This is a genomic window from Enterobacter vonholyi, assembly GCF_040834095.1.
Taxonomy (GTDB): Bacteria; Pseudomonadota; Gammaproteobacteria; order Enterobacterales; family Enterobacteriaceae; genus Enterobacter; species Enterobacter vonholyi.
Window position 1 is genome coordinate 3,076,372 of the sequence record NZ_CP162152.1, and the last position, 13,164, is coordinate 3,089,535.

General features: G+C 59.2%; 12 protein-coding genes. 2 read left to right on the forward strand and 10 right to left on the reverse strand.

From position 1 onward, the window contains the following. Positions 1 to 36: 36 nt before the first annotated feature. From menE to AB3N39_RS14460, 8 genes are all read right to left on the reverse strand, one after another. Positions 37 to 1,398 (reverse strand): o-succinylbenzoate--CoA ligase, encoded by a 1,362-nt coding sequence (gene menE, locus AB3N39_RS14425; protein ID WP_143345344.1) that lies wholly within the window; start codon positions 1,396 to 1,398, stop codon positions 37 to 39. Then, positions 1,395 to 2,360: an o-succinylbenzoate synthase gene (gene menC, locus AB3N39_RS14430; protein WP_248174750.1), complete on the reverse strand. Its 966-nt coding sequence runs from the start codon at positions 2,358 to 2,360 to the stop codon at positions 1,395 to 1,397. The genes menE and menC overlap by 4 nt, the downstream gene beginning before the upstream one ends. Further along, positions 2,360 to 3,217 carry a 1,4-dihydroxy-2-naphthoyl-CoA synthase gene (gene menB / locus AB3N39_RS14435; protein ID WP_045402731.1) on the reverse strand — a complete coding sequence of 286 codons (858 nt, stop codon included), beginning with the start codon at positions 3,215 to 3,217 and terminating at the stop codon, positions 2,360 to 2,362. The genes menC and menB overlap by 1 nt, the downstream gene beginning before the upstream one ends. Continuing rightward, the gene (menH, locus tag AB3N39_RS14440) at positions 3,214 to 3,990 is read right to left on the reverse strand and encodes a 2-succinyl-6-hydroxy-2,4-cyclohexadiene-1-carboxylate synthase (protein WP_143345346.1); all 777 of its coding nucleotides are present in this window, start codon (positions 3,988 to 3,990) and stop codon (positions 3,214 to 3,216) included. Before menH ends, menB begins: the two co-directional genes overlap by 4 nt. After that, entirely contained in the window at positions 3,987 to 5,657 is a 1,671-nt protein-coding gene (gene menD / locus AB3N39_RS14445; RefSeq protein WP_143345347.1) for a 2-succinyl-5-enolpyruvyl-6-hydroxy-3-cyclohexene-1-carboxylic-acid synthase, read from the reverse strand. The genes menH and menD overlap by 4 nt, the downstream gene beginning before the upstream one ends. 88 nt (positions 5,658 to 5,745) lie before the next feature. Further along, a complete protein-coding gene (gene menF / locus AB3N39_RS14450) occupies positions 5,746 to 7,041 on the reverse strand; it encodes an isochorismate synthase MenF (protein WP_143345348.1) in 1,296 nt (431 codons plus the stop codon). 86 nt (positions 7,042 to 7,127) lie between these two features. Beyond that, positions 7,128 to 7,433 (reverse strand): stress response protein ElaB, encoded by a 306-nt coding sequence (gene elaB / locus AB3N39_RS14455; protein ID WP_008500219.1) that lies wholly within the window; start codon positions 7,431 to 7,433, stop codon positions 7,128 to 7,130. A gap of 53 nt (positions 7,434 to 7,486) precedes the next feature. Then, on the reverse strand, positions 7,487 to 7,948 hold the full coding sequence (locus tag AB3N39_RS14460; protein ID WP_143345349.1) for a GNAT family N-acetyltransferase: 462 nt from the start codon (positions 7,946 to 7,948) through the stop codon (positions 7,487 to 7,489). A 71-nt stretch (positions 7,949 to 8,019) separates the two neighbouring features. On the opposite strand from AB3N39_RS14460, the gene rbn reads away from it, so the two are divergent. Together rbn and AB3N39_RS14470 are read left to right on the forward strand one after the other, a co-directional pair. Further along, positions 8,020 to 8,937, forward strand: coding sequence for a ribonuclease BN (gene rbn / locus AB3N39_RS14465; protein ID WP_133294853.1), 918 nt, complete (start codon positions 8,020 to 8,022; stop codon positions 8,935 to 8,937). 64 nt (positions 8,938 to 9,001) lie between these two features. Continuing rightward, positions 9,002 to 10,006: a chemotaxis protein gene (locus AB3N39_RS14470; protein ID WP_023312530.1), complete on the forward strand. Its 1,005-nt coding sequence runs from the start codon at positions 9,002 to 9,004 to the stop codon at positions 10,004 to 10,006. Positions 10,007 to 10,097: 91 nt separating this feature from the next. On the opposite strand, the gene nuoN is transcribed toward AB3N39_RS14470, so the two are convergent. Continuing rightward, the gene (gene nuoN / locus AB3N39_RS14475; protein ID WP_367896831.1) at positions 10,098 to 11,555 is read right to left on the reverse strand and encodes an NADH-quinone oxidoreductase subunit NuoN; all 1,458 of its coding nucleotides are present in this window, start codon (positions 11,553 to 11,555) and stop codon (positions 10,098 to 10,100) included. Positions 11,556 to 11,561: 6 nt separating this feature from the next. Then, positions 11,562 to 13,091 carry an NADH-quinone oxidoreductase subunit M gene (nuoM, locus tag AB3N39_RS14480; protein WP_023312532.1) on the reverse strand — a complete coding sequence of 510 codons (1,530 nt, stop codon included), beginning with the start codon at positions 13,089 to 13,091 and terminating at the stop codon, positions 11,562 to 11,564. Positions 13,092 to 13,164 lie beyond the last annotated feature (73 nt).

Genomic DNA, 13,164 nt, shown 5'->3' on the forward strand with positions numbered 1-13,164 from the left:
GGCAGGTCATTAGATTGTAACTATTTGAAACGACTATTATCCCTTCAGCGATGCGTTCACCCACTGCTGCAACGCGCGGCGCGAGACTTTAATACCGCCATTTTTGAGTTCGGTCGGCAACAGCAGCCAGCGGACGGGTTGCTCAAAACGCGCCACCTTATCCCTCACCCAGTCAGGTAAACAGGTGATATCCGTTCCCGGCTCACACTCCACCACCGCCACCGGACGCTGCCCAAACTCGGCGTCGTCCAGCGGAACAATAAACACCTGGTTAACCTGCGGGTGCGTGGCGATAACGCGCTCCAGCGATTCCGGCTGGATCCCTTCTCCGCCGCTAAAAAAGAGGTTGTCCATGCGGCCCAGGATCGTCAGACGGCCGTTATGCCATTCGCCGCTATCGCGTGTGGCGAACCATCCCTGGTCGTTGGTCAGCGGAATCAGTTCGCCATCCCGCCAGTAGCCTGAGGCCATGCTTTGTGCCCTGATCCAGACTTCCCCGTTGACCACCTGAACCTCTCTGCCCGGCAGCGCATAGCCCACGTCCGGCTCGCCGTCCGCCTCTTTCGCGCAGACGGTAGAGGCAAACTCGGTCAGGCCGTAGCCGCAGAAGGTGCGTATATCCTGTTCTCGCGCCTGTTCGGTCAATTCAACAGGGATGGCCGCCCCGCCCAGCAGCACCGCTTTCAGTGCAACATGCTGGTGTGCATTAAGCAGACGCCAGAGCTGGGTTGGCACCAGCGAGGCGTGGGTACAGCCGCACAGCGCCTCCGCCAGCGGCTGTTTCTCGCGCACGGTTAACCGCGCGCCGGCCTGCAGCCAGCGCCATAAAATCCCCTGGCCGGAAACGTGAAACAGCGGCAGCGAAAGCAGCCAGTCGTCGTCTTCACCGTAGGGTATCAGCGACAAAACGCCGCGCGCGCTGGCAAGATGGGCCTCGCAGGTATGGACCGCCGCTTTCGGCAGCCCGGTGGAGCCGGAGGTCAGCGTCATGGACGCCAGCCGCGCCGGTTGCCACGCAGTGCAATACGCATCGGCGGTCTCGCGCATGCTCAGGGCAGGAAGACAGTCGTAGCTGCCATCCAGCACCAGCGCAAAGCGCAGCGTCATCTGCGGGAGCAGCACGCCCAGCAGCGGGCGCGGCAGCTGCGGATTCACGGGAAGAATACGCGCTCCGCACTGGAGCAGCGCCAGCCACGCCAGCAGGGTTTGCGGGTGGTTATAGGCCAGCAGCAGCACGCCGTCGCCCTCCTCCACGCCCTGCTGGTGAAACCCCGCCGCAAGGCTGTCGACGCGCGCGCACAGCTGTTGCCAGGTAAACGTCTCGTCGTTCAGCCTCAGGGCAGGCTTATCGGCAGACAGCGCGCGCCAGTGCCGCCACGGCCAGTCGGTAAAACTCATTGCAGCGGCTCCAGCGCCGTAACGTCGAGGCACGGCAGCGCGCTGTCCGGCCACGGGCGGAGAAGCTGAGCCTGCATCAGGTTCAGCGTGTCGAGACCAGGGACCGTGTCAGGCGTTAACCAGGCGGCAATGCGCGCCAGCTGGGTTAGCCCAAGGCTGGACTCAATCGACGAGCTGATGACCGCCGTCAGCCCTAAGGCGTGCGCCGCCGCGACCTGCTCGCGCACTTTCGCCAGGCTGCCGGTCAGCGTTGGTTTAATCACCACCGCGCTGACGCCGGGTTCGGCGACAAATTCAAAATCGGCCTCGCGCAGGCTTTCATCCCAGGCGATGGCAATCCCCGTTTCGCGGGCAAACGCACGCGAATCCTCCCGCGTCTTGCACGGTTCTTCGAGGAAGGCAATGCGGCTGCGGTACGCCGGATTGACGTACTTCGCAAACTGCTGCGCCTTAAGCGGCGTCCAGGCGCGGTTGGCGTCCAGACGCAGATGAAGATCGGGGATCGCTTCCAGCAGCAGGTTGGCGACCATGCCGTCGCGCACCGCCTCATAGAGCCCAACTTTGATTTTCGCGACCTTCTCGCCCGGCATAGCGGAGAGCAGCGCGAAGAGTTCGTCCGGATCGCCCGTGCAGAGCGGTGCCGCGCGGTAATTCCCCGCTTCCGGCAGGCTGCCGTCCAGCTCCGCGAGCGCGCAGCTGATACCAAAAGCTGCGGAAGGCACTTCCGGCAATGCCGGATCCGCGCCCTCACGCCACGCATCTGCCCAGGTCAGCAATACTGACTGCGCGTCTTCCAGCGACTCGAGGCTAAAGCCCGGCAGCGGTGAAATCTCGCCCCAGCCTTCCCGCTCGTCCTGCTGCAGATGCACGAAGAAGCCGTCACGGGTTTTTAACCGCCGCTCACGCAGCACCACGCCCGCGTCCATCGGTATCTGCCAGCGGTAAACCTGCGCGCGACGCATTACGGATTCCGTTTGTATTTGCTGAAGTCCGGCTGGCGTTTTTCGTTAAACGCGTTGCGCCCTTCCTGACCCTCTTCGGTCATGTAGAACAGCATGGTGGCGTTGCCCGCCAGCTCCTGCAGACCCGCCTGACCGTCACAGTCGGCATTGAGCGCGGCCTTCAGGCAGCGAAGCGCCATCGGGCTGTTTTGCAGCATTTCACGGCACCAGCGCACGGTCTCTTTTTCGAGATCGGCAAGCGGCACCACGGTGTTCACCAGGCCCATATCCAGCGCTTCCTGCGCGTTGTACTGACGGCACAGGAACCAGATTTCGCGGGCCTTTTTCTGACCGACGATGCGCGCCATGTAGGAGGCACCCCAGCCGCCATCGAAGGATCCCACTTTCGGGCCCGTCTGGCCGAAGATGGCGTTCTCGGCCGCAATGGTCAGGTCACACATCATGTGCAGCACGTGACCGCCACCGATGGAGTAGCCCGCCACCATCGCCACCACCGGTTTTGGACAGGTGCGGATCTGACGCTGGAAATCGAGGACGTTCAGGTGGTGTGTACCCGCATCGTCCTGGTATCCGCCGTAGTCACCGCGCACTTTCTGATCGCCGCCGGAGCAGAACGCTTTATCGCCTTCGCCGGTCAGGACAATCACGCCGATGTTATCGTCGTAGCGCGCATCCGCCAGGGCCTGAATCATCTCTTTCACGGTCAGCGGACGGAAGGCATTACGCACCTGCGGACGGTTAATGGTGATTTTAGCAATGCCGTCGGTGGATTTGTGGTAACGAATGTCGGTGTAGCCTTCGGAGCAGTCTTGCCATTCAACCGGTGCATAGAGCATGTTTTCATCAGGGTAGATCATAGAGTGTCCTTTATGCGAAGACGCAGTATCTGAGCCAGACTTGCGGTAACCGCATCGGGATTTTCCCGGTGGGCGTTGTGTCCGGCGTTGGGAATTGCATGGCGAACGGCGTTCAGCTCAGCGGCCAGGGCCGCAAACTTCTCATCACGTTCGCCATAGAGATAATCAAAAGAGAAATCGCGCGCGCTCAGGGCAGCACGCAGGTCGGGCTGCACGGCCAGCGACGTTGCCTCGAGCATCAGCGCCAGCGTCGCGCCGCTGTTCTGGCTGCGCAGGGTAATCAGCGCGTCGCGCTGGGCGTCCGTAAGGGAGGCGAAAACGGGCTGTTGGTACCAGTCAGCGAACACTTTCTCCAGCGGTTCGGTACGAAAACGCGTTGCCCAGCGGCGGTCGGATGCCAGCCGCGCATTTCGCGCATCGGCATCCTGCAGGCCCGGATGCCCTCCCTCCACCACCACGCCCTGCAGCCCCTTCGGCTGCTGGCAGGCATGGAACATCGCAATGCGGCCGCCGAGGGAGTACCCGACAAGCCAGAATTTAAGTATGTTGTAACTAAGCAGGGTTCGGGTGAGCAACGCGCTCATCTCGTCAAACCCCTTCACACCCAGATTCCGGGATCCACCGTGCCCCGGCAGATCCAGATATAGCCTGGGATAATCGCTAAGTCCTTCACCGACCCTCTGCCACTCGCGACAGTCACCCGAAAAACCGTGCAAAAAGACCAGCCAGGGATAGCCTGGTTTTCCGGCCTGCAGCACGCCCGAAAGGATCACAGCTGGCTCACCTGCGCCAGCAGGCTTTGCAGGGCCTGCGCACCGTCAGCATCGTTCACCACAAGCTCAATCAGCGTCGCGCCCGGCTGTTTCCATGCGCTGTTTAACGCCGCGTCCAGCTGTTCCCAGCTTTCCGGGCGATGGTATTTCAGGCTAAACATCGCCGCGGCGTGTTCGAACTGCACGTTCTGCGGCATCAGATAGAAACGCTCGCGCTCGCTCTGGGGCGTAGGCAGCAGGGAGAAAATCTGCCCACCGTTGTTGTTGACCACAATCAGCACAAACGGGGCTGACGCCTGACGCAGCAGCGCCAGCGCGTTGAGATCGTAGAGCGCGGAGAGATCGCCCACGATCGCCAGCGTCGATTTCGCGCTGGCGCGCTGCACGCCCGCCGCCGTGGAGATCAGCCCGTCGATGCCGCTGGCACCACGGTTGCTGTATACCGGGTAGCCCGCGGGCAGCTTCGAAAAAGCGTCAATCAGCCGCACGACCAGGCTGTTGCCGACAAACAGCTGCCCCTGCTCGGGCAGGTACTGGCGAATACGGTGCGCCAGCCCGGCTTCGCTAAACGCTTCACAGTGCGCTTTGGTTAGTTCCCACGCCTGGCGCGAAAGGTCCGGAATGGCCACCGCCCAGGGCTTGCGTTTTTCAGCGGGATGGAGCGCCAGCCAGGCGTCGATAGAGCTGACGAGACGACGACCGCGGTGGTGCGCCGGGTCAAGCCGCCCTTCCAGCGCGTCCACCAGCCAGTACTCGTCCGGTGTGCAGGTCGCCTGCCACTGCAGTAACCGTTTGCCGGTCAAGCTAGATCCAAGCTGGACCACAATCTGCGCCTGCGCCAGTTCGGTGACCGCTTTGGCATTACCCAGCCAGAGATCGGCGCACGGCAGCGGCTGACCGGTCTGGGAAAGCACGTCGCCTATCAGCGGCCAGCCCAGGGTTTGCGCCCATTCGGCAACCAGCTTGCCTTCAGAGGCGCTAATGCGCCCGGCGATAACCACGCCGCGCTTCTGCCGCCAGAAGAACCAGTCGCGCTGTTTCGCGCTCTCAAGGTGCGTCTGCTCGCGCAGCCACGGTTTTTCACTCTCCCACCAGTCGCCGAGGGTCTGCTGCCAGTCAAGACCCGTGTCGTCCAGCTCACCGTACAGCGGCTCGGCAAACGGGCAGTTGATATGCAACGCTCCGCGACGCAACGTCTCCATGGCGTGATCGACGGTGGAGACCAGCCAGCTTGCCGGAATATCCAGGGTGGGACGGGGCAGCGAAATCGTCTGCGAAGGATGCGAAGAAAAGAGTCCCGGCTGGCGAATGGCCTGATTGGCGCCGCAGTCGATAAGCTCAGGGGGACGATCGGCCGTCAGTAAGATCAATTTTTCACCGGTTAACCCGGCTTCAATCAGCGCCGGATAGAGGTTCGCCACGGCGGTACCGGAAGTGACAATCACCGCCACGGGTTCTTTGCTGACTTTCGCCAGACCCAGCGCAAGATGGCCGAGGCCGCGCTCATCAAAGTGGGTGTGGTGAATTAACGCCCGGTTTTCGGCTGCCGCCAGCGTCAGCGGCGTTGAGCGAGAACCCGGTGCAATACACACGTGCCTGACGCCGTGGCGCGTCAGGGCTTCAAGGATCACCGCCGCCCAGCGTCGGTTAAAAGAACTTACTGACATGAGATTGTCCGGTATCAAGAATGCGACACAGTATAAATAATAGAAAAAAATGGAATTTTGATATGAATCGGGATTGCGCGAATCTGTATTAATCCCTTAGGAGCAGAGAGCGCAATCCGGCGGCTTTGTTTTCAATCTCCTGCCACTCCTGCTCCGGGTCAGACCCGCTGACGATACCGGCGCCGGCGTAGAGCCGCAGGGAGTCCTCCTGAACGCGCGCGGAGCGCAGCGCCACGCAGAACTCACTCTGCTCGGGGGATAAATACCCGGCCGAACCGGCGTACCATTCGCGGTTAAAGGGTTCAACCTTCTGAATAAACTCGCGCGCAGGCTGTCGGGGTAATCCGGCAACGGCCGCGGTCGGCTGCAACATGAGCAGACACTGCTCGTCATCAGCCTGTTTAAGCTCGGTCCAGATACAGCGGCGCAAATGCTGCACTTTACGCAGGCGTACCAACTGGGGGGGGAGTACCTCGAGCGTCTGCGTGGAGTGCTGAAGACGCTGGCAAATATCCTCCACGACCAGCATATTTTCACGCTGGTTTTTATCATCGTTCAGCAGCCACTCGCCGAGACGCTGCGCCTGGCTATCATCGCTATGGCTGGCGACGGTGCCCGCCAGCGCTTCCGTACGCAGCAGCGTGCCGCGCCGCCGCCACAGACGCTCGGGGGTCGAGCCGAGAAACGCGTTGCTGGCGTCGAAAATCATGCAGAAATGGTAGCAATGTAAATTCAGGGCCCGGCTGGCTGCCATCAGCGCGACGGGGTTTACGCGCTGTGTAAAACGAATATCGGTTGCCCGGGCGAGAACCACTTTTTCAAATTCACCGCACGCAATGGTCTCTGTCGCCCTGCGGATAAGCGTCAGCCATTCGGCCTGCTGCGGCAGATGGGTTTCGTGCTCTACCTGAACGGACAGCGGGCGGATAGGCCTTGCAGGACGGAGCTGCTGTAAAAAATCCAGCGCAGCGCGGGCATCTTCCTGAAGAGAATAATTGCTCCACAGCTGCAGGCGCAGCGTGGCGTTGCCGGCGGTACGTCGCCAGAGCAGCCGCGGTAAAAAGAGGCTCCCCTGCTCCGGATTAAAAGCGTTCAGGCCGCAGATACGGGTATCTTGTGCCGCGTTTTGCTCGCGCAAAAACTGCGTGGCTAACGCCAGAGAGGAAAATTGTGTAACAGCCCCCAGCGCAGCCAGCTCTTCATCGCCGTTACGCTGTTGCCAGTAAAACTGCGGATAGCACTGCTGAGCCCCAAGCCAGGCGAGAGGGTCGAAGGCGTCGTTTAACGGGAAAGAGACGTCGAAATGACGTAAGCCGGGTGTTGCGGGTAACGCTTGCGAAAGCTGGGTACGCAATTGCTCCAGCGCGAGGAAAATCGAATTCACGCGAACCTCTCCCTGTTAAAACCTCGTATTATACGGGGTACTGACGATAAATAGCAGTACCCACGTATAGGGAGTGGTTAAGCGGTTTAGCGACGGGCCAGCAGCAGCCCCAGTACCAGCCCTACGGCAGCCCCCACGCCAATACCCTGCCATGGTTTTTCATGCACGTAATCATCGGCACGATACACTGCTTTTTTGGCGCGGTAGTAGTAGGTATCAGACGCATGGCTGACGCGGTTTTTCACTTCATGCAGCGCCTGCTCGGCGCGGGCTTTTAGCTCAATATATTTCTGATCGGCAGGGTCGCCCGAGGAACGTAACACCTCTTCCAGCGTTTCGCTCAGTAAAGCTAGGTCGTCGTCGATACGGGTATCCCAGGATTGAAATGACATATTTTTCTCCATGTTAGTACACCAGTCCGCTAACTATAGCCAACGACTCGCTATTACGCCTGCTTCGCTTCTCGCGCCATGCCGACGTGGGGAATGCCATCTTCATCGTACACATCGGTGACCGGCACGAAACCAAAGTGGCCGTAGAAGGACTGCAGGTGTGCCTGCGCGCCCAGGTATAACGCCTTGTCAGGCCACTGTTTCCGGCACGCATCCAGCGTTTTTTCCATCAGCTGATAGCCCAGCTTTTCGCCGCGCGCCTTACCGCTGATGATGACGCGGCCAATGACGACAGGCTCAAAATCGTCTTCGCTTTTCAGAATCCTCGCATACGCCACCAGCTCGTTATTCCGCCAGCCGAGTATATGGCGGTTCTCGCCAACGAGATCATCGCCGTCGATGTCCTGATACGGGCAGGTCTGTTCAACCACAAAAACTTCGCAGCGCAGTTTCAGCAGGGCGTAAAGTGAATGAACGGTGAGGTCACTATGGTGTAAATCTTGCCACTGGATCATGTCAGTCTCCTTCCTGGGGTTCATCACGTTATACTAAACCCCTCCCCGTTCGGCAAAGGGCTGATTGCGTTATGGAACTGATTTTTCTGGGTACGTCCGCTGGCGTGCCAACCCGCTCACGGAACGTGACGGCGATCCTTCTGGATCTTAAACATCCCACCCGCGGCGGGCTGTGGCTATTTGACTGTGGTGAAGGGACGCAGCATCAGCTGTTACACACCGCTTATCACCCCGGCAAGCTGGATAAAATTTTTATCACCCATCTGCATGGTGACCATCTGTTTGGCCTTCCCGGCCTGCTGTGCAGCCGCTCGATGGCCGGTAACGCCAACCCGCTGACGATTTACGGGCCTGCGGGTATTCGTGAATTTGTTGAAACCACGCTGCGCCTTAGCGGGTCATGGACGGATTATCCGCTGGAGGTCGTTGAAATTAGCGAAGGCCTGGTTTTCGATGACGACGATTATAAGGTGAGCGCTCAGCCGCTCAGTCACCCTGTCGAGTGCTATGGCTATCGCATTGACGCGCATGACAAACCCGGCGCGCTGGACGCCGCCGCGCTGATGGCCGATGGCGTCAAACCCGGGCCGCTGTTCCAGCGCCTGAAGCACGGTGAGACCGTCACGCTGGAGGACGGGCGCGTCATCAACGGCCAGGATTATCTCGCCGCACCGCAGCCCGGCAAAAAGCTGGCGATATTTGGCGACACGGCCCCGTGCCCGGCAGCGCTTCAGCTTGCCCAGGGCGTGGATGTGATGGTGCATGAAGCAACGCTTGAAACAGCGATGGAAGAAAAAGCCAATGGCCGGGGCCATAGCTCTACACGTCAGGCGGCGCAGCTTGCCCGTGACGCGGGCGTCGGGAGACTCATCGTCACCCATGTCAGCTCGCGCTACGACGCGCGGGGCTGTGAAAAGCTGCTGGCAGAGTGCCGCGCGCTGTTCCCGGAATGTGAGCTGGCCGAAGATTTCGCTCAGGTCAGCGTTTAGTCCTTCATTTTTCCCTCAGGATGCCGATAACGATTAAAAGGTCAGCATTTCTCTCGAGGGTAGAATGGATAATTTCCAGAAAGATATTGATGACAGGGCGAATCTGACCCTGTCGAACCGTTTTGAACTGTTGCTGTTCCGTCTTGGCACTTCTCTTAACGAAAATAAATCCGAGCTGTTTGGCATTAACGTTTTTAAGCTGCGTGAAATTGTGCCGATGCCGGAGTTCACGAAACCTGCCGGGATGAAGTCACCGCTGATGGGAATGGTGAATATTCGCGATCAGGTGATCCCGGTGATCGACCTGGCCGCCGTGGCGGGCTGTAAGCCCACCACCGGGCTGAATATCCTGCTGATCACCGAATACGCGCGCAGCGTGCAGGCGTTTGCCGTGGAGTCGGTTGAGAACATCATGCGTCTGGACTGGAAGCAGGTGCACGCGGCGGAAACCGCAGTCAGCGGTCGCTACATCACCAGCATCGCCTGCCTGGATGAGAAAACGGATACCAACGATCTGGCGATGGTGCTGGACGTTGAGCAGATCCTGTACGACATCACTCCGGCCAATCACGATCTGCACGCCACGAATCTGAAGACCACCAAATTCCATATTAAGCCGGGCGCTGTCGCCATCGTTGCGGAAGATTCCAAGGTAGCGCGCTCGATGCTGGAGAAAGGTCTGCAGGCGATGGAGATCCCCGCGCAGCTGCATATCACCGGCAAAGATGCGTGGGAGAAAATTGGCGTACTGGCCGCTCAGGCGCAGGCCGAGGGAGTTCCCATCACCGATAAGATCGCGCTTGTGCTGACCGATCTTGAAATGCCGGAGATGGACGGCTTTACGCTGACGCGCAAAATCAAAACCGACCCGGTATTAAAGGACATTCCGGTGGTGATCCACTCTTCCCTTTCCGGTAACGCCAACGAAGACCATATTCGTAAGGTGAAAGCGGACGGGTATGTGGCGAAGTTTGAGCTAAACGAGCTGTCGTCGGTGATTGAGGAAGTGCTGGACCGCTCGATGAAGAAGATTGACGGGCCGCTTATAAGCAGGAAGCAGCTGGCTTAAGTCTGGTGCGGGCTGGTGCCCTCACCCGGTCCCTCTCCCACAGGGAGAGGGCGAAAACCATAAAAAAACCCGCCGAGGCGGGTTTTTTGTTTTACATCAGCGGCATCGCTCGCTGCACGATATCAATCAGCGGCTGCGGATAGATACCGAAGATCAGCACCAGCAGCGCCGAGATAAGCACTACGATACCACCGGCGCTGTACTGCCAGTTGGTTGGGGCATCACGGTTGAGCTGCTGAGGCGCACTCAGGTACAGGCTCACGGCCACGCGCAGGTAGTAGTAGAGACCAATCGCGGAACCGAGCACCACGCCCGCGGTCAGCCACCACAGGTGCGCCTGCACACCGACGGCCAGCACGTAGAATTTACCGATAAAGCCAAGCGTCATCGGGATACCTGCCAGAGAGAGCATCATCACGGTCATCACCGCAGACAGGATCGGACGGTGCCAGAACAGACCACGGTAGGAGAACAGTGAATCGGCATCCGGACCACGGTACGGGCTGGACATCAGGCTCACCACGCCGAAGGCGCCGAGACTGCTGAACAGGTAACCGGCCAGATACACGCCCACGGTTTCCATCGACATCTCGCCGCTCTGCAGCGCAATCAGCGCCACCATCAGGTAGCCCAGATGAGAAATAGACGAGTAGCCCAGCAGACGCTTGATGTTGGTCTGGCTCAGCGCCATCAGGTTACCGAAGATGATGGAGACGAACGCGATAATGCCCAGCACCACGCGAACCGCTTCGCTGTCACCTACCGGCGCGTACAGGAACAGACGCATGACCACACCGAAGATAGCGATTTTGCTCGCCGTCGCCAGGAAGGTCGACACCGGAGCCGGAGCGCCCTGGTATACGTCTGGCGTCCACAGGTGGAACGGCACCAGAGAGAGTTTGAAGCCAAGGCCAACAATCATCATGCCCAGACCCGCCAGCAGCAGCGGCTCATGCAGCATGCCGTCGCCGAGGCTCTTGCCGAGCGCCATGAAGGAGAGATTACCGGACTGTGCGTACAGCAGCGCAATACCAAACAGCAGGAACGAGGATGCAGCAGCAGACAGAATAGTGTACTTGATGCTTGCTTCCAGGGAGCGCTTCTGACGGAAGGCGTAACCAATCAGGCCGAACAGCGGCAGAGATATCAGCTCAATGCCGAGGAACAGCGCGGCCAGGTGGTTCGCATTCGCCAGCAGAATGCCGCCCAGCGCGGCAATCAGAACCAGCAGGTAAAACTCTTCTTTATTGTCGTTGTAGCCTTCGAGCCACGGGTACGCAAAGGTACAGGTTGCCAGGCTTGCCAGCAGCACCAGTCCGGTATACAGCATGGCGTAACCGTCAACGCGCATCAGCGGGGTGACGTCCATCGCCCCACCCTGACCAACAAACCAGAGAGAGACTAACGCGGCGTTCAGGCCGATGACCGACAGCGTGGCATTCAGGAAGTGATTGCGTCGCCACGCAATGGAGAGCATCACAACCACCACCGTCAATCCGACGATCAGCAGCGGTAGCAGCGCGATCAGTTGTTGTGGAGTTATTGTCATGGCGAATTACGGCCTTGTAGTAGAAGCAGAATTAACAAACCACTGCTGGATGTTACCCATCGCGCTGTGCGAGGTATCCAGAATCGGCTGCGGGAAGAAGCCCAGCAGCACCAGCAGTACGACCAGCAGCAGGATGATGAACAGCTCACGCAGCGACATCCCCGGCAGTTCTTGTGCAGCAATTTCGCTCTTCGCTTTACCGAAGTAAGCGCGGTGCAGCATCGCCAGCGAGTATACGGAAGCGAACACCAGACCAAACGTGGAAATCACGGTAATCACCGGTACCACTTTGAAGCTGCCGAACAGAATCATAAATTCGCCGACGAAGTTACCGGTACCCGGCATCCCCAGGGTAGCCACCGCGAAGAACATGGAAAGCGCTGGCAGCCACTTAATTTTGCTCCACAGACCGCCCATCATACGCATGTCGCGGGTATGCAGACGTTCGTACAGCTGACCGCACAGGATGAAGAGGCCGGCTGCAGACAGACCGTGCGCAATCATCTGGATCACCGCGCCCTGGTACGCCAGCTGGCTGCCGGTGTAGATAGCAATCAGCACGAAGCCCATGTGGGAAACGGAGGTGTAGGCAATCAGTCGCTTGATGTCGTACTGGGTGAAAGCCATCCAGGCACCGTAGAAGATACCGATCACACCCAGCCACATGGCAATCGGTGCGAACTCTGCGGAGGCGTTCGGGAACAGCGGCAGAGCGAAACGCAGCAGGCCGTAGGCCGCCGTTTTCAGCAAGATGCCCGCCAGGTCAACGGAACCCGCCGTTGGCGCCTGAGAGTGTGCGTCTGGCAGCCAGCCGTGCAGCGGAACGACCGGCATTTTCACCGCGAACGCGATGAAGAAGCCCAGCATCAGCAGATATTCCACGCCGTGTGACATTGGGGTCTTCAGCAGGTCTTCGTAGTTGAAGGTCCAGGTGCCGGTCGCATTGTGGTGAACAAACACCAGCGCCAGAATGGCAATCAACATCACCAGACCACTCGCCTGGGTATAGATGAAGAACTTGGTTGCCGCCGTGATACGCGTTTTACCGTCGGACGCCTTGTGGCCCCACAGCGCGATCAGGAAGTACATCGGCACCAGCATCATCTCCCAGAAGAAGAAGAACAGGAACATGTCGATGGCAAGGAACACGCCGATTACGCCGCCCAGGATCCACATCAGGTTCAGGTGGAAGAAGCCCTGGTATTTTTCGATTTCTCGCCAGGAGCAAAGTACCGCCAGAACGCCGAGCAGACCGGTCAGGACCACCATCAGCAGTGAGAGACCGTCAATCGCCAGGTGGATCGTAATGCCGAAACGCGGGATCCACGGCAGGATGAACTCAGACTGCCACTGCGGAATGCCCGCAGACTGGGTCAGTGAGTAACCGCCCTGCAACCACAGTTGCAGGCCAAGCGCGAGCGTCAATCCCATGGTGATCAGCGCGATCCAGCGCGGCATCTTCACGCCAAAGCGTTCAGTCTGCCAGCACAGGAAGCCGCCGATGAAGGGAATTAATATTAGCCAGGGTAGTAACATGGCGATTTACATTCCTTTTTAAGGCCCCCAGCAGGGGCCTGATTTTCAACGAATTCGAATAAAATTCACTTAA

Excerpts from the sequence above, each read along its gene's own strand:
- rbn (WP_133294853.1), top strand. The coding sequence starts at position 8,020 with ATGGAACTGATTTTTCTGGGTACGTCCGCTGGCGTGCCAACCCGCTCA.
- nuoN (WP_367896831.1), bottom strand. The coding sequence starts at position 11,555 with ATGACAATAACTCCACAACAACTGATCGCGCTGCTACCGCTGCTGATC.
- menD (WP_143345347.1), bottom strand. The coding sequence starts at position 5,657 with ATGTCAGTAAGTTCTTTTAACCGACGCTGGGCGGCGGTGATCCTTGAA.
- menE (WP_143345344.1), bottom strand. The coding sequence starts at position 1,398 with ATGAGTTTTACCGACTGGCCGTGGCGGCACTGGCGCGCGCTGTCTGCC.
- AB3N39_RS14470 (WP_023312530.1), top strand. The coding sequence starts at position 9,002 with ATGGATAATTTCCAGAAAGATATTGATGACAGGGCGAATCTGACCCTG.
- elaB (WP_008500219.1), bottom strand. The coding sequence starts at position 7,433 with ATGTCATTTCAATCCTGGGATACCCGTATCGACGACGACCTAGCTTTA.
- menC (WP_248174750.1), bottom strand. The coding sequence starts at position 2,360 with ATGCGTCGCGCGCAGGTTTACCGCTGGCAGATACCGATGGACGCGGGC.
- nuoM (WP_023312532.1), bottom strand. The coding sequence starts at position 13,091 with ATGTTACTACCCTGGCTAATATTAATTCCCTTCATCGGCGGCTTCCTG.
- menB (WP_045402731.1), bottom strand. The coding sequence starts at position 3,217 with ATGATCTACCCTGATGAAAACATGCTCTATGCACCGGTTGAATGGCAA.
- AB3N39_RS14460 (WP_143345349.1), bottom strand. The coding sequence starts at position 7,948 with ATGATCCAGTGGCAAGATTTACACCATAGTGACCTCACCGTTCATTCA.